The sequence below is a fragment of the Enterobacter quasihormaechei genome (assembly GCF_004331385.1).
Taxonomy (GTDB): Bacteria; Pseudomonadota; Gammaproteobacteria; order Enterobacterales; family Enterobacteriaceae; genus Enterobacter; species Enterobacter quasihormaechei.
In genome coordinates, this window is record NZ_SJON01000009.1 from 99,989 (window position 1) to 122,709 (window position 22,721).

The window sequence follows — 22,721 nt, forward strand, 5'->3', positions numbered from 1 at the left end:
GTAAACAATTTATCAATAAAATGTTCTTATTTTATCGACGGGTTTACATTCTGGAGAAAGGATCGGTATGACGACTAAGAAAACGAAGGCAGCGTTAAACCACGACGATATTGCGGACGGGCGTATCGTCTCCTCCCGTCATCTGGTCTCAGAGCGGTGCGCCGAATTATCAGAGCTGGAATACGCTCTGATCATGACCAGCAACGCGTTCAACAAGTGGATGGTGCGCTGCATGACCGCAGCAGGTGAACCGGATATGGGAGCCTTTGACGTTTCGCTTCTGCACCACGTGAATCACCGCAACCGCAAGAAGAAGCTGGCCGACATCTGCTTTGTGCTGAACGTGGAAGATACCCACGTGGTGACGTATGCGCTGAAAAAGCTGGTGAAGGCGGGCTACGTCACCAGCGAGAAAGCGGGGAAAGAGCTTTTTTTCTCTACGACCGAGGACGGGAAAGCGCTGTGCATGAAGTACCGTGAGGTGCGGGAAGCCTGCCTGATCAACATTCATGCGGAAAGTGGCATTCCGGGAACGTCAATTGGCGAGACCGCGCAGCTGCTGCGCGCGATCTCGTCCCTGTACGATACCGCCGCACGCGCGGCGGCCTCGCTTTAAGGGCGGCGGAACAGGGTGATACTCCGCCCGGCCAGCTCGTAATCGACAGATTCAGTGATGATTTCCCCCGTGGGGGCATCCTCCGCCGTCGAGAGTTCGAGCACCCATCCCCCTTCACCAAACTGCGGGATCTGGAAAGGCACGGTGCCTTCAAACGGATTGAACAGCATCAGCACGTCGTGCCAGACGCCCTCTTCCTGCTGAAGGTCCGGACGGCTGATGGAGAGACCAAGGGTGGAGCCCTCGTCCCACTGTTCCGACTGCTGCGGGCCGCCGCCGGCGTTAAACCAGCGGATCTCCAGCCCGTCGCGCCAGTTCTCCCGGCGCAGCAGCGGTTGCTCCGCGCGCAGGGCGATCAGCCGACGGGTAAACTCGCGCAGCGCCTCGTCGTTTTCTGACAGCCCTTCCCAGTTTATCCAGGAGATCTCGCTGTCCTGACAGTATCCGTTGTTGTTGCCCTTTTGCGTCCGGCCAAACTCATCTCCCGCCAGCAGCATCGGCGTGCCGTGGGAGAAGAAAAGCGTGGTGAGGAAATTACGCTTCTGCCGCTCGCGGGTGGCGATGATATCCGGGTTTTCCGTCGGCCCTTCCTCGCCGTAGTTATACGAACGGTTATCGTTATGTCCGTCGTTATTATCTTCCCCGTTATCGGCGTTATGTTTCTCGTTGTACGACACCAGGTCGTTGAGCGTAAAGCCGTCATGCGCGGTGATAAAATTGACGCTGGCCCACGGACGACGACCGCGCAGGTCATACAGATCGCCGGACCCCAGGAGGCGGGCGGCAAAATCGTTAGAGACGTTATCCCCCTTCCAGTATTCACGTACCGTATCGCGGTATTTATCGTTCCACTCGCCCCAGCCTGGCGGGAAGCCCCCAACCTGATATCCACCCGGGCCGATATCCCACGGCTCACCAATGAGCTTCAGCTTCGACAGCACCGGGTCCTGGGTCACGGCATCGAAGAAGCCGCCGCGCGGATCGAATCCCTCCGGCTCGCGTCCGAGTATGGTTCCGAGATCAAAGCGGAAGCCGTCAATCTGCATCGATTCCGCCCAGTAACGCAGGGAGTCCATGACCATCTGCAACACGCGCGGGTGCGACGTGTTAACGGTGTTCCCGGTGCCGGTGTCGTTGATGTAATACCGATGCTGATCCGGCATGGTGCGGTAATAACAGAAGTTATCAATCCCTTTGAACGACAGGGTTGGCCCCAGCTCGTTGCCCTCCGCCGTGTGGTTATAGACCACGTCGAGGATCACCTCGATGCCCGCATCATGATACGCGCGCACCATGTCGCGGAAACCCTGGATACCCGCCGGACCGTAATAGCGGGACGCTGGCGCAAAGAAAGCCAGCGAGTTATAGCCCCAGAAATTTTTAAGACCGCGATCCAGCAGGTGCTGATCGTCCGGGAACCAGTGAACCGGCAGCAGCTCCACCGAGGTGATGCCCAGGCTTTTGATGTAATCCACGGAGGCTTTGTGCCCCATCCCTTCAAACGTACCGCGCAGCTCGGGCGGAATGGCCGGATTAAGCTGGGTAAAGCCTTTCACATGGCTTTCATAGGCCACAGTGTGCGGCCACGGCACGTCAGGCCGACGCGAGTCCTGCCAGTCGACGGCGTTCGGGTCGATGACCTTACATTTCGGCGTAAACGGCGCGCTGTCCCGCGTATCAAAGCTGAGATCGAGCTCGTCATGCCCCAGCTCATAGCCGAAGTGGGCATCGTTCCACGCAATGTCGCCCACCAGTTCGCGGGCATACGGATCGATGAGCAGCTTGTTGGGGTTAAAACGATGGCCGTTCTCCGGATCGTAGGGTCCGTAAACGCGATAGCCGTAGAGCGCGCCCGGCTTCAGGTCGGGCACATAGCCGTGCCACACCTCATGGGTATATTCCGGCAGCTCCAGTCGGGCGATTTCGGTTTTCCCGGAAGGGTCAAACAGACAGAGCTCTACCCGCTCCGCGTGGGCGGAAAACAGGGCGAAGTTTACCCCCTTTCCGTCATAATTTGCGCCAAGCTGCTGGCCATGGCCGGCCCGAATTTCAAACGTTGTATCCTTTGGCATTTTTGTTCTCCTCGATTATTCGCAGGTAAGCAGAACCAACAAACATCCCTTTTCAGACGTTAAATCCAGCGTCTCTGGCAGAAGGCGACGCTCTCCGGTAAACAAATCCCGATAGTGCTTTCCGGCCAGCTCCTGGGGTATGGCCACGGTGGTATTGGCCCACAGGGCCGCATTGTCGGTGACGTCAAACACCAGGCGCGGCACGGCAACGATAAGCGCCTCTTCCTCGTGAAGGCGCGCATACACGATCAGGTTCTCCTCGCGCTCGCCGGTCACCTTCAGCGGCAGCCAGTCGCCGTAGCGGAAAAGCGCTGGGTAATGCGGCCGGATCCGTAACAGCGTGGCGGTGACATACTGCTTCACGCTGCCGTCGCGCCAGCGTTGCGCATCGTTAAAGATGTTGCCATCCGCCGCGCCCAGGTTCTCCGCCAGCGCGGTGAAATCCGGTTCGCGTCGGTTATCCGGGTCGACCAGGCTAAAGTTAAGCCCTTCGCTACCCTGATAGATGTCCGGTACGCCGGGGGCAGTCAGCTTGATTACCGTCTGGCTCAGGCTGTTCATTAATCCCGCCCGAATAAACGGCTGTAGTGCGGCACTGAAATCACGCAGGAACAGGGTGTTATCCGGGGAGAGCAGATGCCGCACGTAGTCCAGCACCACGCTCTCGTAATCTTCGTTGCTGTCGATCCAGTCGGTCCGCTGCTTGGCCTCGCGCAGGGCTTTTTCGATAAAGCCGAGGAAACGCTCTTCCAGTGACTTAAGCCCGTCGCGATCGTCAGGCGAGAGCGTAGCAGGCCAGACGCCCGCCAGCGCCTGGTAGATCATCCAGGTATCGGCGGCGTTCGGCGCGGTGCCATCGTTCAGGAACCGGACCTGCGTCTGGTTCATCTGCCGCCAGCGCGCCAGGTTTTCTCCCCACAGATCCGGTGCTTCCGTCAGCGTGTACAGACGCGCTCGCGCATCCTCGCCGCGTTTGGTGTCGTGGGTAGAGGTCCCCAGCAGCGCGTCGGGCTGGCGGGCAAGACGAATGCGCATCTCCTGGTGAAAACGGGAAAGTGAAAACGCGCGCGGCGTCGGGTCGGCGCCCACTTCGTTCAGCGCCAGCTCCAGATTGTGGCGGAAGAACAGCGTATCCTCTACCGATTTCGCCATCAGCGGCCCGGTCAGCTGCTGAAAACGGGTGCGGAAAAGGGATGCCTGCGCGTGGTCATGCTCCGGCAGATCGCCGGTAAGAATACGGACGATCAGGCTCAGGGCGGGTTCGGACGTGTTCACGCTGGCGACCACCCGGCTAAGCAGCGCCACGTCCGAGGGCGTCAGCCCCTCTGCGGTGCCGTAGGTGCGATACACCGGAAAGGCGATAAGCAGCTCGCGCAGGGCGTGGCGAATATCGTCGTGCTGCACCGCCACGTCGTTGTGCCGGGCCAGCTCGCTGGCGATGGTCAGCAGCGTAGTAAATTCGCCTTCAAAGTTACGATCGGTCATCAGACCTTTGGCCTTGCGCAGCTCCGTATGCCTGTCCACGGTCGTGCCCAGCGTCTCGTCGTGCAGCGTCTCCAGCCGCGAGAGGTTGTTATCGTCCACCAGCACTTCCGCCAGCGAGGCAATAAACTCATAGCCCGTAGTACCCGAGACGGGCCACTCCGCAGGAAGCTGTTCCCCTTTCGCGAGGATCTTCTCCACCGTGATGTAGCAATCCGGCCCGGTCGCCGCCCGCAGGCGCTGCAAATAGCCCAGCGGATCGGCAAGCCCGTCCACATGGTCAATGCGCAGGCCGTCGACGACGCCAGCGTGAACAAGCTCAAGGATCAGGCGGTGCGTGTCTGCAAATACTGCCTCATCCTCCACCCGCACGCCCACCAGCCCGGTAATTTCAAAAAAGCGTCGCCAAGAAAGCTGTTTCGGCGCTTCCCGCCAGGACATGAGGCGCCAGCTTTGCGCCTCGTGGATCTCAGCGATGCTTTTGTCCTCAGCAAACGTGCCAGGATTAAGCGGATAAGCGGTGTCGTAGTAAACCAGTTCCGCCTTATTAGTGACAATGTCACGTTTTACGGTGATAGCCCCGCGCTCCAGCTCGGCTTCGAAGGTGTCGCCAAGAAACGGCAGCGTTAGCGGTCTGGACCAGTCGATATCAAAATAGGTCGCGTAGCGGCTCTGCCTGCCGTGCTCTATCACATCGCGCCACCAGCGGTTCTCCAGGGAGGTGGACATGTGGTTCGGCACAATATCCAGAATCAGTCCCATCTCCGCCTGTTTAAGCGCCGCCGCCATTCGGTCAAACCCTTCCCGCCCGCCAATCGCCGGGTCGATTTCGTTGGGGTCTGTCACGTCATAGCCGTGAGTGGAATCCGTGGTTGCCGTGAAAACAGGTGACGCGTAAAGATGGCTGATACCGAGATCTTTCATATACGGTATCAGGGCCACCACGCGGTCAAAGGTCATGCCGTTGCGAAACTGAATGCGATAGGTTGAGGACGGGATCATAGCGTTGCTTCTCCTTCAGCAAAGCGAACAACAATGCTGTTCGGCGGCAGGTTTTCGATTGCCTCCGGCCAGCTAAAGATCGGTTTTCCGGGCAGGTCCGGCAAGGTGAGCGGCTTTTTACCGATATTCAGCGCCAGCGACAGCGTACCGGACGGAAAACGCCAGCTCACGGCAACCATGCCGAGCGTTGTTTGCAGGACGTTACCCTCAACCGCGCCGTGCTGCTTCAGTAACGGGACGACATAGCGCTGACGCAGCGCAATCAGTTCGCGCGTCAGGTGCAGCCACGCCCTGCCTTCCTCCGTCTCCACCCTGTTCCAGTCCAGCTTCGAACGCATAAAGGTATTCAGGTCGTTGGGATCCGGTACGGTTTCATCGTGCCCGGCATGGCCGGTAAACTCTTTCGCGCGCCCTTCCCGCACCGCTTTCGCCAGATCGCCGTGGAAGTCGGTGAAAAAGAGGAATGGTTGCGTTTCGCCATACTCCTCGCCCATAAACAGCAGCGGTATATGAGGCGACAGGAGCAGCGCCGCGAACAGCACCCGCGTTTTATCCGCGCCAGCCAGAGAGATGAGCCTCTCACCCTGGGCACGGTTGCCGACCTGATCGTGGTTCTGAATAAAATCGACAAAAAACTGCGGAGGCTGCTCGCGACACTCTACTCCGCGCGATTTTCCGGTCTGAAGCGAGATTTCACCCTGGTAGACAAAGCCTTCGGCCAGCGCTCGCGCCAGCTTTTTCTCCGGCTCGTAGGCGAAATCCTGGTAATAGGCGTGAGATTCCCCGGTCGCGAAGACATGCGCGGCGTTGTGAAAATCATCATTCCATTCGGCGGTGAAAAGCGGCGTCTGACCATGCTCATCGCGCGGATGCAGGAAAATGACGTTGCGACTGTCTTCGGTGGTGAGATGGATATGACGATCCGGAAATGCGTCGCGGATCCGTTGCGCAATGTGGGGAAGAATATGGGTCTCTGCGTCGTCATGGATCTGGTCGATGGCGTCGAAGCGCAGACCGTCAAGATGATACTCCGACAGCCAGAATAACGGCGCCTCGGCAATGTATTGCCGGACCGCGTCAACCTCATAGGCAATCCCGTTGCCCCACGGGGTCATCCGATCCTGATGGAAAAACGCCGGCGAGAGTAACGGCAGGTAGTTCCCTTCCGGGCCAAAGTGATTGAGTACGATATCGAGCACCACGGAAAGCCCAAGCGCGTGGGCGGCGTCGATAAAGGCATGAAAATCTTCCGGCGTGCCATAAGCCGAGTGCGGGGCATACAGCAATACGCCGTCATACCCCCAGCCGCGTTGTCCCCCAAACTGGGAAACGGGCATCACTTCCAGCTGCGTGATGCCCAGTTCGGCCAGATAAGGCAGTTTTTCGATGGCCGCCCTGAAGGTTCCTTCCTCGGTGAAGGTCCCGATATGCAGTTCGTAAATTACCGTCTCTTCCCACGGCCGCCCTTTCCATTCTGGTTGCGCGGGCGGATTGCGACGCGGGTCGATCACCACCGACGGGCCGTTGACGTCATTCTGCTGGGCCCGTGAGGCCGGATCCGGCACTGCCAACCCGTCCTGTAAAACAAACTGATACGTCGTACCGTGTCTGACGCCGGGAACGTCAATCTGAAACCAGCCGTCGCCCACCGCCGCCATCGGAATGTCGGTGTCGGTTAAACGCAACGTGAGATCTTTCTGCCCTTCAGCCCAGACGCGAAAACGTACAACGTCATCGGAAATAAACTCGGCACCCCAGTGCCTGCGACATGTTCTGAATTCCATTCACTGTCCTCGAATGACCACATTCTACGCGGAACGAAATACAAGCTTAGACCAGGATCAACAGAGTGTTATGCCAGCAGGGTATGCCGCTTCGTCTATTATCTATTTATAACTCCCACTTAAGGAATACCATGCATATTCGAAAAGGATTAAGTACCGATCTCGCCCGTCTTGAATGCTGTGATTTTTCTTTCACGGTTGATGAGATTGCCAGAGAGCCCTTTCTCAATGGCGATTTGCATATTGAAGCGTTAACAGAGCCTTATCTTAAAACGTATGAACTTGATCTCCAGACGCTGGAAAACCATTGCGTTAATCCGGATTCAATATTTCTGATCGCCGAAACGGATGACGGAGAAATCGCCGGTTTTATTACTGCATCCTGTAACTGGAATAAATTTATCTCGGTGGATTACATTGCCGTGGAGCGTTCAAAGCGCCGGACGGGCGCGGCGCATAGGCTGATGTCTGCCACCCACGTCTGGGCGCGAAGCCTCAATGCGCCCGGCTTACGGCTGGAGACGCAGAACGTCAACGTTTCAGCCTGTCTGTTCTATCGTCACTATGGATTTATTCTGGGCGGTTACGATCGCTATCTTTACAACGCCCTGCCGGAAAAAGATGAGGTCGCCCTTTTCTGGTATTACATGCTGGCTTAAGAAAATATTTTACATCCGGCAATGGAATATAGATTTGTCTGAATTTGTCAATTTTGCCCGCTTGCGTCTAATTAACGACTAATCTTGGAATTCACTATTTAAGGAGGCCGGTATGTCTACAGGAAATAATCACACGCTGCATTACCCTCGTCCACCGTTTGCTGAACAACCGCAAATGGCTCCCGGGCTGGCATCGGAAATGAAGCCAATACCGGATCATGGTGAAACAAGTTATATCGGGTCGGGAAAACTGGCAGGAAAAAAAGCGCTGATCACCGGCGGTGATTCCGGCATTGGTCGCGCGGTCGCCATCGCCTATGCCCGTGAAGGGGCAGATGTTGCTATCGGCTATCTGCCTGAAGAGGAATCCGATGCCGCATCGGTCATTGCGCTGATTAAGGCCGAAGGCCGTAAAGCGGTCGCTATTCCCGGCGACATTCGCGTAGAGTCGTTCTGCGATACGCTGGTGGAAAAAGCCGTCGCCGAACTGGGCGGCCTGGATATTCTGGTGAATAACGCCGGGCGCCAGCAGTTCTGCGAATCGATCGACGATCTCACTACCGCTGATTTTGACGCGACGTTCAAAACCAACGTCTATGCGCCCTTCTGGATCACGAAAGCCGCGCTGCGCCATTTGCAGGAAGGCGCCGTGATCATCAACACCACTTCCGTTCAGGCATTTAAGCCGAGCGCGATCCTGGTGGACTATGCGCAGACTAAAGCCTGTAACGTGGCCTTTACCAAGTCTCTGGCGCAGCAGCTGGGACCGCGCGGCATTCGTGTGAACGCTGTCGCGCCGGGTCCGTACTGGACGCCTCTTCAGTCCAGCGGCGGCCAGCCTCAATCCAAGGTCCAGAAGTTCGGGGAAGATACTCCGCTGGGCAGACCGGGCCAGCCGGTTGAAATCGCACCGCTGTACGTGCTGTTTGCCTCCGATACCTGCTCATACGCCTCCGGACAGGTCTGGTGTTCTGACGGCGGTACCGGCGTTCTGTAAAAACTTCTCTCAGACCTATCCATTTCATGGATAGGTCACATTCACCCCCCTTCCGTTCTCAAAAATCTCAGTTGAACTATGATGAACTTACTATTGAGGAGCCCATCATGTTTACTGTGAAAAAACTTGCTTTATCAACCCTGTTTACCGGTTCTGTCCTTTTCTTACCCGCGATCCACGCGGTGGCCAGCGTTCCCCAGCACGTGGTGAAACAGCAGGCTGGCGGCTATAGCGTTCAGGTTGGCGATACGATTGTCACCGCCTTTACGGACGGCAGCGTACCGCAGGATCTGCACGCCCTGTTGCGCCGTACAACGGCGGAAAATACTGATGCGTTACTGGCAAAAAATTTCCAGGCCAACCCGGTTGAAGCATCGATTAATGCGTTTTATATCGCGCTGCCCGGCCACAAAATCCTGGTGGACACCGGATCAGGCCAACTCTTTGGGCCCGGCAAAGGCGGCCGACTGATTGAAAGCCTGGCGACGCAGGGCATCAAACCCGAAGATATTACCGATATTCTCATCACCCATGCTCACTCCGATCACGCCGGTGGCCTGGTGAAAGACGGCCAGCGTGTGTTTACTCATGCGCAGGTCTATGTCGGGAAACCGGATATCGAATTTTTCTTTAACGACGAGAACCAGAAAAAATCTGGTTATGACCAGAACTACTTCGACGTTGCGCGCAAAACATTAAAGCCTTATCTGGACGCCGGAAAAGTGAAGACCTTCTCCGGGACGGAACAGCTTCTGCCGGGCATCCGCGGAACGGTACATCCGGGCCATACCCCAGGTTCGGCGTTCTATACGCTGGAGAGCAAAGGTGAAAAAATCACCTTTGTCGGCGACATTATTCACGTCGCTGCGGTACAGTTCCCGCAGCCGAATGTGACGATTGCTTACGATGAGGATCAGGACGGCGCCGCCAGGGTGCGTAACGCGGCGTTCGCGGCGTTTGTGAAAAACAAAGATCTCATTGCGGCTCCGCACCTGCCTTTCCCCGGTATCGGTTATGTCACGCAGGGCGAGCGGCAAGGCTACGCGTGGGTCCCGGTGACCTATACCAACCGTGACGCAAAATAAGATGCCACCTTCCGATATGGATATAGATCTGCTCCTGACGCTGGATGCCCTGCTCAGGGAGCAGAATATCACCCGTGCGGCCGCGCGGCTGGGCATCAGCCAGCCGGCAATGTCTGCCCGCCTTGCGCGTCTGCGTCTCCTGTTCGGTGAGCCGCTGTTTGTCCCTTCCCCACACGGACGTGGGGTGTTACCTACGCCGCGCGCCGAGGCGTTAAGGCCGCAGGTCACGACGGTTTTACAGGGCATTTCGTCAATGCTTGAACCCACCACGTTCAACGCGCAAAACAGCAACCGCACCTTTGCGATTGCCCTGCATGAGAACCCGGCGCTGATGCTCGGGGCGGAGTTGCAGAATCAGATTAGCGCTGCGGCACCGGGCATCCGGCTGCGTTTTGCGCTCCCCGAAACCCAGCTGCTGGCGGCGCAGATGGAAAATGGCGAGGTGGATATTTATGTCGGCATTAACGCGGGCGCGCACGATGCATGGGTCAGACGAAAACTGTTTGACGATGAATATGCCACCGCCCAGCGTAAAGGCCATCCGCGCGGTACGGGGCCGATGGATCTGAAAAGCTATTGCGCCCTTTCCCACCTGGTGGTTTCGTCCGAGGGGGACCCTTTCTCAGGCTTTGTCGATCGGCATCTGGCGGGGCTTGGCCACCAGCGTAACGTGGTGATGTCGACGCAAAGCTACGCGATGGCGCCTGCGATTGTTGGCGGTACCGATTTGCTCTGCACCCTACCCAGACGCATGCTGCAACGCTTCGCGCAAACGCTTGATATTTTTCCGCCGCCGCTGGATCTGCCGCCGATCGTTATTGGTATGTACTGGCACCCGAAAAACGGTCAGGACCCGGCTAACCGCTGGCTGCGGGACCAGCTTCTACAGGCCGCCGGGCGTCAGGTATGATCGAGAATGTTCATCAATTTTTTCAGAACCTCAGAGCGAATCACCCGATGGCAAACCAGCGTCAGCTCACTCTCCCGGAGTCGGTCAAGAATATCCACAAAGACCACGTTCTGTACGCGTATCGCCTTCGCTGAGGCCGGCAGCATGGCGATGCCAAACCCCGCGGCGACAAGGCTTATCACCGTGGGGACATCGGTGGCATTTTGCACGACGTTAGGCTGTATACCCGCGCTGTGGCAGGCGTCATAGAAGTATTGCTCCAGTCCCATACCCTGCGGATCGCGCAGGGTAATCCACTTTTCCTCCTTCACAGACGAAAGCGTCAGCGCGGAGGATCCCGCCAGGCTATGGTGATGCGGTAACGCCAGCACGACTTTTTCCGTGGTGAAAGGACGGCTTTGCAGATCGTCAGGCAGCAGCGGTAGCGGCGCACGGATGATGGCCACATCCAGTTGGTTGCTTTGCACGCCGGTGTAAAGGGTTTGCACGTTCCCCGTCATCATAGAAAGGGTGATGGCCGGCCATTTCTCATGAAGAAGCCGCAGCGCGGTGGGCAGTTTACTGTCGAATATCGCGCTTGAAACACATCCGAGATTCAGCACGCCCTGCTCCCCCCTGGCCGTTTGCCTGGCGTCCAGAATCGCCTGATCGGTCATAAAAATCGCGATTCTGGCTTTATGGAGAAACGCCTCTCCGGCTGGCGTCAGCGTTAAGCGACGATTCGCCCGGCTGAACAGCGTGACCCCCAGGCGATCTTCAAGGGTTTTAATCTGCTGGCTCAGCGCGGGCTGCGCCATATTCAGTCGCTCTGCCGCCCGGTGCATGTGGAGCTCTTCGGCCACCACAATAAAATTGCGCATCAGTCGAAACTGCAAATCGTGCCTCCGTCATTGATATTAATTTTGTTATCAAAATAGCATAAATGATGCAATTGATAGCATTGTTCGTCCGGTTAAGAATGGAAGCATTCAACCAAGGAGGTAATATGGAAAACCACATTAACGATCTCAGAAGTGCCATCGAACTGCTCCAGCGCCACGAAGGCCAGTACATTGAAACTGACCATCCGGTCGATCCGAATGCTGAGCTGGCGGGCGTTTACCGGCACATCGGCGCTGGCGGTACGGTCAAACGTCCGACGCGCATCGGCCCGGCTATGATGTTCAATAACGTGAAGGGTTATCCGGATTCCCGCATCCTGGTGGGCATGCACGCCAGCCGCGAACGGGCGGCGCTGCTGTTGGGGTGCGAGCCCTCTGAACTGGCAAAACACGTCGGCCAGGCGGTGAAAAACCCGGTTGCGCCCGTTGTCGTTCCGGCGGCGCAGGCGCCGTGCCAGGAGCAGGTGTTTTACGCCGACGATCCGAACTTCGATCTGCGTAAGCTGCTTCCGGCCCCGACCAATACGCCGATAGATGCCGGCCCGTTCTTCTGCCTGGGGCTGGTGCTGGCGAGCGATCCGGAAGACGCGTCGCTGACCGACGTCACCATTCACCGTCTCTGCGTTCAGGAGCGCGACGAGCTCTCCATGTTCCTTGCCGCGGGCCGTCACATCGAAGTGTTCCGTAAGAAAGCCGAAGAGGCGGGAAAACCGCTGCCGGTCACCATCAACATGGGTCTTGATCCGGCTATCTACATTGGCGCTTGCTTCGAAGCGCCGACCACGCCCTTCGGCTATAACGAGCTGGGCGTCGCCGGTGCCCTGCGTCAACGCCCGGTTGAGCTGGTGCAGGGCGTGGCCGTAAATGAAAAAGCGATTGCGCGTGCGGAAATTATCATTGAAGGCGAACTGCTGCCGGGCGTGCGCGTCGAAGAAGATCAGCATACCCATACCGGGCATGCGATGCCGGAATTCCCCGGCTACTGCGGGGAGGCGAACCCTTCGCTGCCGGTGATCAAGGTGAAGGCCGTCACGATGCGCCATCAGGCGATCCTGCAAACGCTGGTCGGTCCGGGCGAAGAGCACACCACGCTTGCCGGTTTACCCACCGAGGCCAGCATCCGCAATGCGGTGGAAGAAGCCATCCCCGGTTTCCTGCAAAACGTTTACGCGCATACCGCTGGTGGCGGCAAATTCCTCGGCATCTTGCAGGTGAAAAAACGCCAGCCCTCTGACGAAGGGCGTCAGGGTCAGGCGGCTCTTATCGCGCTAGCCACCTATTCCGAGCTGAAAAACATTATTCTCGTCGATGAAGACGTGGATATCTTCGACAGCGACGACATTTTGTGGGCGATGACCACCCGCATGCAGGGCGACGTCAGCATCACCCATTTGCCGGGGCTCCGCGGTCATCAGCTCGATCCTTCCCAGTCGCCGGACTACAGCCCCTCCATTCGTGGAAACGGGATAACCTGCAAGACGATTTTTGACTGTACGGTACCCTGGGCGCTGAAGTCTCGCTTTGAGCGCGCGCCGTTTATGGAAGTAGACCCAACGCCGTGGGCGCCTGAACTGTTTAAAAAATAGTAATCCCCTCTTCTTCACCCTCTCAAGGGTGAAGAACCTCACGCTGAAATTGCCGCGTCCCCTGCTTTCTTGTAACCTTTGAGCGTTTATCACATCCCCATAAAAATTGAGACTACCGGACGCCTATGACTGCACATACTTCCAACGATCCTTTGCATGGCGTAACGCTCGAAATGCAGGTTAACGCGCTGGTTGCGCGATATGGCTGGAATGAACTGGGCAACCGAATCAAAATCAACTGTTTTCGCAAGGACCCGAGTGTTAAATCGAGTCTGAAATTTCTGCGCCGTACCCCATGGGCGCGGGCGGAAGTCGAAGCCCTTTACCTCGAATCCCTTCACGATGACGGTCCCGGGGAACAGGACGAACCGGCCTTTAATCCCTGGACGGAAAGCCGGACACCCAGGAGCTAAAACGCAAATGATGCGACACGTAAAACGGACCGGCACGCTGCTTGGCTGCGCGCTTTTACTGGTAAGTTGCACCTCCAAACCACCCAAATCACTCGTTACCCCACTGCCGCAGGCGAAACCTGTACAGCAGACCAACGAACCCATGCGCGGGATCTGGCTGGCGACCGTCTCCCGTCTCGACTGGCCACCCGTTTCCTCGGTGAATGGCCGCAGCGCGGACCAGCGTATCGCCCAGCAGCAGCGGGCGCTGACGGACAAGCTCGATAAGCTGAAAACCCTGGGGATCAATACCGTCTTCTTTCAGGTAAAACCGGACAGCACGGCGCTGTGGTCCTCTAAAATCCTGCCGTGGTCGGATACCCTGACGGGGACTATCGGGGAAGATCCCGGTTACGATCCGCTCCAGTTTATGCTGGATGAAGCGCACAGGCGCGGCATGAAGGTTCACGCCTGGTTTAACCCGTACCGCGTTTCCACCAATACGAAGCCGTCGACCATTGCCGCGTTAAACCGGACCTCGTCGCTTCATCCCTCCAGCGTGTACGTTCAACATCCGGAGTGGATCCGCACCTCGGGGGATCGTTTTGTTCTCGACCCGGGCATTCCCGAGGTGCGGGACTGGATAACCCAGGTGGTGATGGAAGTGGTGAATCGCTACCCTGTCGACGGCGTTCAGTTCGATGACTATTTTTATACCGAAACGCCGGGTTCAGCCCTCAATGATGCCTGGACCTTCAGGCGCTACGGCGAGGGATTTGCGTCAAAAGCCGACTGGCGGCGGCACAATACCCAGGAGCTGATTGTGCAGGTCTCCCGGGCGGTTAAGCAGGCTAAACCTGAGGTAGAGTTTGGCGTAAGCCCGGCGGGCGTCTGGCGCAACCGCTCCTTCGACCCGGCAGGTTCGGACACGCGCGGTGCCGCAGCCTACGATGAATCCTACGCTGACACACGCAAGTGGGTACAGCAGGGGTTACTGGATTACATAGCGCCGCAGATTTACTGGCCCTTCGCCCGCGACGCAGCACGTTACGATGTGCTGACAAAATGGTGGGCTGACGTGGTGAAACCGACCCATACCCGCCTGTATATCGGGATCGCGTTCTACAAGGTGGGCGCGCCTTCCAGAAATGAACCGGACTGGACGGTGAACGGCGGCGTGCCGGAGCTGAAAAAACAGCTCGATCTCAACGATTCCCTGCCTGACGTAAAAGGCACTATCCTGTTCCGGGAAGATTATCTTAACCAGCCCCAGACGCAGGACGCGGTGAATTACCTGCGGGGACGCTGGGGTAGCTGATAAAGAAAAGGCAGAAACGCCCTGTTCTGCCTTTCTTTTAGGGCTTCGGCCCGAACATCGCCTCAAGCTGTTTCGCGTCGGGCATGCCCACGACCTGTTGCAGTTCGTTTTGTTCATTCAGGTAATAAATCGCCGGCGTGGCATTCGCGCCGAGGCCGTCCATTAACGTCTGATGATTTTGCAGGATCTCAACGGTTTCCCGGGAGGCCGCGCCTTCCGGTTTCGGCAGCTTTTTGCCGCCGGAGAGTTCGTACTCTTTCCAGGCCGATACCGGATCTTTCGCATTCAGGATCGCCGAAGCATTGCGCCCGCTGTTCGGGTTGAGGAACGCGACCAGCAGCGTGTTGAGCTGGACTTTCCCGGCCTTCACCCACGGCTGCGCTTCTGCCCAGAACTGTTTGCAGTACGGGCAGAACGGGTCGGCAAAGACAAAAACTTTCTTCGGCGCAGTCTCCGCGCCCTCTTTTAGCGGATGCGCCGCATTGAGCTTCTTCCACATCTCGCGGCCCATCGGGGCGTATATTTCCTTCTGGAAATAGGCCTCGCTGAGGTTTGTTCCCTTATCATCATAAAGATAGCCAGACACCACGTGCTTTCCGTCAGGGGTCAGAAAGAGCGTCACGCCCATGTCCTGATACTGCCCCAGCCACGCAGGCGCGCCGCCGGGGGCATCAATTTTCTTTATGATTTTGATGTCCTGCTGTTCGCTGAAGTGCTTCACCACATCCGGAAGCGTCTCCTCTGCCCTGACCAGCCCTGACGCCAGCAGAGCAGAAAGTAACAGCACCTTTTTCTTTGCAAACCGTTGAAGCATAACGACCTCTCTAAGATAGAGTTTTAGAGTGGTCGAAGATGCGTGCCCTGTCAACGCTTGCCCGTTACGCCGTCCTGGGCAGACTGAAACTTGAAATACTCTGCGACAGCTGCTGCGCCTGCTCCTCCAGCGAGGCTGCCGCAGCGGCGGACTGCTGCACCAGCGCCGCGTTCTGCTGGGTTACGCCGTCCATCTCGGTTACGGCCTGCCCAACCTGACCAATTCCGCGGCTCTGCTCTTCAGAGGCAACCGAAATCTGCTCCATCAGCGCATTCACTTTATTCACAGAGCTGATAATAGAATGAATCACCTCTCCCGAGCGGTTCACCAGCTCCGCCCCGTTTTTCACGCTGGAAACAGACTGGGCGATAAGGCTTTCGATATCCTTCGCCGCCACCGCGCTTTTCTGCGCCAGCGTGCGGACTTCACTCGCCACGACGGCAAATCCTCGCCCCTGCGTACCGGCACGCGCCGCTTCAACGGCCGCGTTCAGCGCCAGAATGTTGGTCTGGAAAGCAATGCTGTTGATGACGCTGGTGATGTCTTCGATGCGCTTCGAATTGGACGCGATGGTATTCATCGTCTCGATGACTTCACGGGTTACCGCTTCGCCGGTACGGGCATTTTTCACGGCATCCTGCACCAGCTTACCGGCCTGGAAAACGTTATCGGTGTTATTCGCCACCGTCGCGCTCAGCTCTTCCATGCTGGCCGCCGTCTGGGTCAGGGCGGAGGCCTGCTGCTCGGTACGCGAGGCCAGGTCGATATTACCGGAGGCAATTTCCTGCGCCGCGTGGGTTACGGTATGGCTGGCATCGCGCACCTGAGAAAGCGTGGAGAGTAGCGCCTGACGCATCTGCTCCATCGAGCCCATCAGGCGATCGATTTCATTCCCGGAATCACCCTTGACGGGTACCGGTACATCCAGCTTCCCTGCCGCAATCTGGCTACAGTGCTCACGCGCCAGGTCAACCGGCGCAAAGACAAGGCGTTTCATCAGCAGGCTGACGGCGAGGATCACCACCACGAACAGCGCGGCAATGCAGGCGATAATGACCAGCCCCGACACGAAATTACGGCTCGCATCCTCGTTCAGCGTTTTCGCGTACTTCTGGTGAACGGAAAGCACCTGATCGAGCACGATTTCATATTGGCGATCGAGCTGGGACACCACGGGGATGAGGGTATTGAAGCGTGACACATCGTGAGCGGCAGCCGCAGCGATCAGCGGCGCCAGCCCCTGATTACGGTAGTTTTGCCACGCCACCTGGTAGTCATTGACCAGTGGGGCTTCATCCTGCAAACGCGGCGAGGCCATAAACGCCGAAAAGGCACGGTCGGCTTTGGTCAGCGCCTCTTTTACCGAGGCCAGTTTTGCGGACGAAACGGCTGCGTCCCCCGCTTCCACCATTTTCACATACTCCATGACCCTGACGCGCAGGGTTCGGCTGTGGTTAATGGGGTCAATAATCGACAGAACCACCTGAATTTCTTTGTTCACGTTATCCAGCGAATTATTACTTTTGATGATGAGCCCAACGCTGGTGATGGTGCTCGCCACAAAGAAGAAAAGCAGGGAAAACAGGATAATCAGTGATGATTTTTTCAACGACATAACAACAAACCTCAGGAATATAGTTTCCCTTTGGTTATCGGCGAAAACAGATCTTTAATTAATTAAAGTTATGGCCGTATTCGCGAGTTGCTCATCTTTTATTCGGCTGACCGGTAACGACGTTGCAGGGTTGCATCCAGCTTGCGCTGAATCGGCTCCGGCGTCTCCCCCTCAATCAGTTTGCCAATCAGATCAAAGCAGTGCCAGGCGAGCTGTCGGTTATCCTGACGAACGGTATCGACAGGAATAGACAGAGAGTCATAGAGATAGTGATCGTCGAAGCTGGCCAGACGGATATCACTTTGCAGCAGGTTATGTTGCCCCATGTAGCGCAACACCCCTTCCAGCAGGCCACAGGCGGCGGTAAAAAGGGCTTTTGGCGGGCGGCCCAGGCGAGCGCAAAGCTCGGCAAACATTTCGTAGCCGGAGCTCGGATGGTAATTACCATGAATGATCCACTCCGGACGTAACTCGACGCTGGCGTCGCGCAGCCCCTGCTTAAAACCTTCAAGACGGTCACGGGTTGGGGAAAGCCGCGGCTGCCCGCCGAGGAAGTAGAACTCGTCCGGATGCTGGCGCGCAATGTCGGCCACCAGTCTGGCGGTTGGGGTAATCGAATCGGTGATGACCAGCGGCAGAGAGCTGTCGTTCATATGACGGTCAAAGAGCACAACGGGCAGCTGTTCGCTCAGCTTTTGATAGTCCGCGTCGTTGAGCATGCTGGAGGCGACAATCAGCCCGTCCACCTGGCGGGCCACCATGTTGTTGACCACCACCGTCTCCTGGCCCGGATTTTCATCGCTACAGGAGATCAGCAGCTGAACGCCCGCCTCGCGGCAGAGGGTCTCAAGCTCGTGCGAAAAAACGGCAAAACCGTAGTTGGTGATTTCGGGCACCACCAGTCCAATGGTGTGGCTGCGGTTATCCCGCAGCGAACGGGCGTGAATACTGGGCTGATAATGCTGTTCTTTGGCAATCGCCAGCACGCGCTCCCGCGTCTCTTCCGCCACGCGAAGCTCTTTGCTGCGGCCGTTCAGAACCAGGCTGGCGGTGGCTTTTGATACCCCCGCCAGCTCCGCGATATCTTTGATGGTGACGCGTTTTGTTTTTCTCACAACGACTTAGATCCGGCTGCCAAAACGCCTATTCTATCATGCAGGTGCGCAGCGACCAGTAGCGTAATGTGATGTCGGACGCACCTTCGACGCGCACCCGTGCCGGATGGTCAGGAAAATAGCGGCTGCTCATGACCCCTTCACCGTGATTGATGAAAATTTCGACGCTGGAACGGTCACACAGCACGCGCAAATGATTAACGTCACCCTTCCAGTAGCGGGTCAACGTTTCTCCGGTTTCCAGACTGGTGCGCGCCAGACGTAAACCCTCATCATCCATAACCAGCCGCAACGCACCGGCAAAATTCACCTTCACGTGCGAAGCGCTTAACTCGAACTCAAGGCGCGTCCCGTCCAGGTCCGGCGCATCGTCGGCGCGCCCCTGCCAGTGATGTTCATCCTCGCGCAGCGCTTCCAGCTCACGCACCGGCGTTTGCCAGAGCTTACCGTCGCGGTAGCGCAGCTCGCGTGGACAGGTCATCTGGTGGATCCAGCCGTGCGCGCGGGTGGGCTGAAGCATCTCCTCGCCGTCCGGCACGCCCATCCAGCCGATGAGAATGCGGCGGCCATCCTCTGCCACCGCGGTTTGTGGCGCATAAAACTCAAAGCCAGCGTCAAGCTCGTGCAGTTCGCCATGCGCAAAGGCAGACGTTTGATAATCAAATGCCCCGCTCATCCAGACGGCCGGATAGGTATTGAGATAGCGATGCGGCTCGCGCGCCAGCCCCTGCGGGCAGCAGATCAGCACGTGCGTGCCGTCGAGCGCAAAGAGATCCGGGCACTCCCACATATAGCCTGCGTCCGTAAGCCCGTTGACGCCGTGACCGGCGATTTCGCCGCAGGAGACCCAGGCGTGCAAATCGGCTGACGTAAACAGCAGCACCTTGCCGCGCTTATGCCGATCCTGCGCCCCGAGCACCATGTACCACTGCCCGTCATGGCGCCACACTTTCGGATCCCGAACGTGGCCGGTATACCCTTCCGGCAGGGGCAACACCGGCCCCAGCTTGGCAAAAGTGCCATCGTCGTTTTGCACCGCCAGACACTGCCAGGCGGTGCGGCCACCATCGTCAAACTTCACGTTGCCGGTATAGCACAGGGTCAGCACGCCGTTGTTATCCACGGCGCTGCCGGAGTAACAGCCGTTGCGGTCGTACTCTTCGTCGGGCATCAGCGCCATGGGCTCGTGCCGCCAGTGCACCAGATCCGCTGAACTCCAGTGTCCCCAGCACTTATAGCGATGATCGCTGTCCAGCGGGTTCCACTGATAGAACAGGTGGTAACGTCCGGCAAACCAGATAAAGCCGTTCGGATCGTTCATCAGCCCCGTCACCGGCGCGGGATGCCACTGCGGATAATGGCTGTCTGCCAGCGCGCGCGGCTGGCCTTGCATCACGGCCTGCAACACGGCAGGCCAGCGGGAAGGTAACGTCATTATTCAGAGTCCGTTTTATATTTCAGCAGCAGAGAGACGGTGAACGCCACGCCAAAAGCAATCACCATACCGATGATATAGTTGAGCAGCGAACTGGCCTGGACGATCGCCATCCCGGGGAGCGCCGTCAGCCCAACGGCGGTCATGTAGACATGCACCGATACCACCCAGGCACCGCCCGCCGCGCCACCGATCAGCGCCGCGATAAACGGCTTCACGAAGCGCAGGTTAATACCAAAAATCGCCGCTTCGGTGATACCCAGCATCGCAGAAAACGCCGACGGTAAGGTAATGGCCTTGATTTTGGCATCGCGGGTTTTGAACCATACCGCCAGACACGCCCCGCCCTGTGCCACGTTCGCCATCGCCCAGATCGGCAGCAGGAAGTTAACGCCGATTGACGGATTACCCAGCAGCCCGGCCTCAATGGCGTGGAAGCTATGGTGAATGCCGGTAATGACAATCACCGAATAAAGCCCACCGAACAGCAGCCCGGCCAGCCAGCCTGCGTGGGCAATGAGGGTGCTGAGAATGAAGGAGATCCCGTCGCCCAGCGCGCGCCCCGCCGGGCCAATAATCAACAGCGCAATAAAGCCGGAGATAATGACGGTCAGGAACGGCGTCAGGATCAGATCTAACGCATCCGGAATCGCCCGGCGCAGCTGTTTTTCCACAATGCTCATAAACCATACCGCTAACAGCACCGGGAAGACGGTTCCCTGATAGCCAATCATGGCGATTTCGAGGCCGAAGAAGTTCATGGTGTGGAAGCCGGACGCCACGCCCCAGGCGTTGGTCAGCGCCGGGTGCGTCAGAATGCCGCCCAGCGTCGCGCCCAGATACGGGTTGCCGCCAAACTCGCGCGCGGCGGTGAAGCCAATCAGGATCGGCAAAATAATAAACGCCGCCGAGCTGCACATATCCAGCATGATATACAGCGCGTTATCCGGGTTGACCCAGCCGTAGGTTTTAACCATCCCGAGCAGGCCCATCAGCAGCCCCGAGGCCACAATCGCCGGGATAATCGGCACGAAAATATTGGAGAGCAAGCGCGCGATACGCTGGAACGGGTTCAGCTTGCGGGCCGCAATATCCGCCGCTTCCGATTTACTGGACTCGCTAATTCCTGCCGCCTGAATAAATGCCGCGTAAACCTTATTTACCACGCCCGTGCCGAAGATCACCTGCATCTGCCCGGCATTGCGAAAACAGCCCTTTACGCCTTCAACCTTGCCGATAGCCTGCTGGTCGGCAAGCGCATCGTCGACCAGCACCAGACGAAGGCGCGTGGCGCAGTGCGCCGCGCTGGCAATGTTCTCTTTGCCACCGAGCAGCGGAATAAGCTCGCGAGCAATATGATTAAAATCCATAGATACCTCTTCCTGACCTCTTTTTATGATGTTCGAAACGCCCCCGCGATGCGGGAGCGTGAAGGGTTAAAACCAGGTTTCCATCTGCACCCCAAAGTTCCATTCCCCGCCCGCGTTGAAGCCGCTGCTGCCAAAGGCGTCATCGCTGGCGTAGTTATCCAGCCTGCTGCTCCAGTCCATCCAGGTGGCGAACAGGCGCAGCTCCGGACGGCTGAAGAAATCGCCAATCTTGCCCGCCTTTAGCGTCGGGGCGAAGGTCAGCTTGTAGAAGCTGCCGTTAACCGCATTGCGATCCTTGTAGCCTTCCGGATTCAAATCCATGTACTGATAGCTGCCCTCGAACGCGAGGGCGAAATTCTGGGTCACCTCTTTGATCAGACGCGTGTTGAGCGTGACCCACTCATAGCGGTCGCCCTTCACGTAGCGGTCCTTACTGCTTTGCGCCAGCACGGCGGGCGCTATATGCCAGCCACCGCCCAGCGGCGTGACACCGTAACTTGCGAAGCGCCAGGTATCGGCCTCAGACAGCAGCGCGCCGTCAGAACCGATGCTTTTCACCTCGGCACCCAGACCGTGGCCGTAAAGCAGCGCCGTTTTGGCGGAACCTTCCCGCAGGCCGTAGAAGCTCTCGTAATGCAAACCAACCAGCGCATGCACCCCGTTGTTCGCCGCGTCGGTTTTAATCGGATCGCCGTTGCTGTCCTTACGGTCGTCATTATCTTTTGCCCGCAGGCCGCTGACCATCAGCTGCACCGGCCCGGCGAAGTGATTCATGCTGAGGATATAGTTCTGAACGTTATTGTCGATCTCCTCTTCGCTGCCGAAATTACGGCCATAAAGGGAAAAGTTACTGCGCAGCGTATCGTTCCATTTCACGTCATAGACGCCGCCGCCGGTCCCGGCGAGGAATATCACGTCGGAATCCAGCCAGTGAATGTCGAAGTTGTCGCGATCGAAACGCTTGCCCGCCCAGAAGGTGCTGCCCTTCAGCGCGCCGGTGAAGTCCGGCAGATTGCCCAGTTCGGCAAAGGCCTGACGGACGTTCAGGTCGCTGCTGTCTGCTGACCAGTCGTTATAGGTTTTCTGTCCGTCGGCCAGCATCGCCTTGAAGCGCGTCGTCGCGCCGTTATCCAGCGTCTGCTTGTGCTCAACGTTCAGCTCCACGTAGGTATCCGCTTCGTTCCCCAGACGCCCGATGGCCCCGCCCGTTTCCCCTGCGGGAGTCAGATAGGGACCGCTTTTGCTGCTGGAGGCCGCGTCGTTCATCAGCAGGCCGGAACGGGCATAACCGTGAAATTCAAACCCGCCGGTCCGATCGGCTTTCTCCTCCAGGGCCGTGGTACGCTGCGCCACCGCCTGGGTGGTGGTTTGCGCTTTTTGCTGCGCGGTGACCAGCTGCTGCGTTTTCTCTTCCGCTATCGTGGCGCGCTTTTCAGCGGCCTGCGCGCGGGTTTCCGCCTCCTGCAAGCGCTGCTCCAGCGCCGCCAGACGTGCTTCGATACGCGTCATATCCGTCTGGGCAAAAACAGAGGTACTGCCGGCCAGCATGCCTATCATCACGGCAAGTCTGCGTTTTTTATACATTTTG

At 57.8% G+C, this 22,721-nt stretch carries 18 protein-coding genes; 8 read left to right on the forward strand and 10 right to left on the reverse strand.

What is annotated here, in order from left to right; translation table 11 throughout:
* Positions 1 to 67: 67 nt before the first annotated feature.
* Complete coding sequence (locus E0L16_RS13435; RefSeq protein ID WP_063866695.1) at positions 68 to 616, forward strand: winged helix DNA-binding protein; 549 nt, start codon at positions 68 to 70, stop codon at positions 614 to 616.
* Here the strand turns inward: E0L16_RS13435 and glgX are convergent.
* Genes glgX through treZ form a run of 3 tightly spaced genes read right to left on the reverse strand, consistent with a single transcriptional unit; the run spans position 613 to position 6,956 of the window.
* Positions 613 to 2,688 (reverse strand): glycogen debranching protein GlgX, encoded by a 2,076-nt coding sequence (glgX, locus tag E0L16_RS13440; RefSeq protein ID WP_112792335.1) that lies wholly within the window; start codon positions 2,686 to 2,688, stop codon positions 613 to 615. The genes E0L16_RS13435 and glgX overlap by 4 nt on opposite strands.
* A 15-nt stretch (positions 2,689 to 2,703) precedes the next feature.
* Positions 2,704 to 5,172 (reverse strand): malto-oligosyltrehalose synthase, encoded by a 2,469-nt coding sequence (gene treY / locus E0L16_RS13445; protein ID WP_112792336.1) that lies wholly within the window; start codon positions 5,170 to 5,172, stop codon positions 2,704 to 2,706.
* The gene (treZ, locus tag E0L16_RS13450) at positions 5,169 to 6,956 is read right to left on the reverse strand and encodes a malto-oligosyltrehalose trehalohydrolase (RefSeq protein ID WP_131637126.1); all 1,788 of its coding nucleotides are present in this window, start codon (positions 6,954 to 6,956) and stop codon (positions 5,169 to 5,171) included. The genes treY and treZ overlap by 4 nt, the downstream gene beginning before the upstream one ends.
* A gap of 131 nt (positions 6,957 to 7,087) precedes the next feature.
* Between treZ and E0L16_RS13455 the strand changes: the two genes are divergently transcribed.
* From E0L16_RS13455 to E0L16_RS13470, 4 genes are all read left to right on the forward strand, one after another.
* On the forward strand, positions 7,088 to 7,615 hold the full coding sequence (locus E0L16_RS13455; RefSeq protein WP_131637127.1) for a GNAT family N-acetyltransferase: 528 nt from the start codon (positions 7,088 to 7,090) through the stop codon (positions 7,613 to 7,615).
* Positions 7,616 to 7,727: 112 nt separating this feature from the next.
* Positions 7,728 to 8,612, forward strand: a complete 885-nt coding sequence (locus E0L16_RS13460; RefSeq protein WP_063866691.1) for an SDR family oxidoreductase — start codon at positions 7,728 to 7,730, stop codon at positions 8,610 to 8,612.
* Positions 8,613 to 8,719: 107 nt separating this feature from the next.
* Entirely contained in the window at positions 8,720 to 9,697 is a 978-nt protein-coding gene (locus E0L16_RS13465) for an MBL fold metallo-hydrolase (protein ID WP_112792338.1), read from the forward strand.
* 1 nt (position 9,698) lies between these two features.
* Positions 9,699 to 10,607: a LysR family transcriptional regulator gene (locus E0L16_RS13470; protein WP_112792339.1), complete on the forward strand. Its 909-nt coding sequence runs from the start codon at positions 9,699 to 9,701 to the stop codon at positions 10,605 to 10,607.
* On the opposite strand, the gene E0L16_RS13475 is transcribed toward E0L16_RS13470, so the two are convergent.
* Entirely contained in the window at positions 10,598 to 11,482 is an 885-nt protein-coding gene (locus tag E0L16_RS13475; protein WP_131637128.1) for a LysR substrate-binding domain-containing protein, read from the reverse strand. The genes E0L16_RS13470 and E0L16_RS13475 overlap by 10 nt on opposite strands.
* A gap of 110 nt (positions 11,483 to 11,592) precedes the next feature.
* Between E0L16_RS13475 and E0L16_RS13480 the strand changes: the two genes are divergently transcribed.
* The 3 genes from E0L16_RS13480 to E0L16_RS13490 all read left to right on the forward strand — a co-directional run bounded on the left by E0L16_RS13480 (position 11,593) and on the right by E0L16_RS13490 (position 14,784).
* A complete protein-coding gene (locus E0L16_RS13480) occupies positions 11,593 to 13,074 on the forward strand; it encodes a UbiD family decarboxylase (RefSeq protein WP_131637129.1) in 1,482 nt (493 codons plus the stop codon).
* A gap of 125 nt (positions 13,075 to 13,199) precedes the next feature.
* Positions 13,200 to 13,487, forward strand: coding sequence for a VF530 family protein (locus E0L16_RS13485; protein ID WP_063451283.1), 288 nt, complete (start codon positions 13,200 to 13,202; stop codon positions 13,485 to 13,487).
* Between the two features lie 7 nt (positions 13,488 to 13,494).
* The gene (locus E0L16_RS13490; RefSeq protein ID WP_131637130.1) at positions 13,495 to 14,784 is read left to right on the forward strand and encodes a glycoside hydrolase family 10-like protein; all 1,290 of its coding nucleotides are present in this window, start codon (positions 13,495 to 13,497) and stop codon (positions 14,782 to 14,784) included.
* A gap of 37 nt (positions 14,785 to 14,821) precedes the next feature.
* Here E0L16_RS13490 and dsbG read toward each other — a convergent pair whose 3' ends face one another.
* The 6 genes from dsbG to E0L16_RS13520 form a co-directional block, all read right to left on the reverse strand.
* Entirely contained in the window at positions 14,822 to 15,598 is a 777-nt protein-coding gene (gene dsbG / locus E0L16_RS13495; RefSeq protein WP_107535383.1) for a thiol:disulfide interchange protein DsbG, read from the reverse strand.
* Positions 15,599 to 15,662: 64 nt separating this feature from the next.
* Positions 15,663 to 17,213: a methyl-accepting chemotaxis protein gene (locus E0L16_RS13500; protein WP_131637131.1), complete on the reverse strand. Its 1,551-nt coding sequence runs from the start codon at positions 17,211 to 17,213 to the stop codon at positions 15,663 to 15,665.
* Between the two features lie 98 nt (positions 17,214 to 17,311).
* Positions 17,312 to 18,328 carry a LacI family DNA-binding transcriptional regulator gene (locus E0L16_RS13505; protein WP_063451279.1) on the reverse strand — a complete coding sequence of 339 codons (1,017 nt, stop codon included), beginning with the start codon at positions 18,326 to 18,328 and terminating at the stop codon, positions 17,312 to 17,314.
* A 28-nt stretch (positions 18,329 to 18,356) separates the two neighbouring features.
* Positions 18,357 to 19,763 (reverse strand): sucrose-6-phosphate hydrolase, encoded by a 1,407-nt coding sequence (locus E0L16_RS13510; RefSeq protein WP_131637132.1) that lies wholly within the window; start codon positions 19,761 to 19,763, stop codon positions 18,357 to 18,359.
* Positions 19,763 to 21,133: a sucrose-specific PTS transporter subunit IIBC gene (locus E0L16_RS13515; protein WP_003857085.1), complete on the reverse strand. Its 1,371-nt coding sequence runs from the start codon at positions 21,131 to 21,133 to the stop codon at positions 19,763 to 19,765. The genes E0L16_RS13510 and E0L16_RS13515 overlap by 1 nt, the downstream gene beginning before the upstream one ends.
* A gap of 66 nt (positions 21,134 to 21,199) precedes the next feature.
* Complete coding sequence (locus E0L16_RS13520; RefSeq protein ID WP_131637133.1) at positions 21,200 to 22,717, reverse strand: carbohydrate porin; 1,518 nt, start codon at positions 22,715 to 22,717, stop codon at positions 21,200 to 21,202.
* Positions 22,718 to 22,721: the final 4 nt, after the last annotated feature.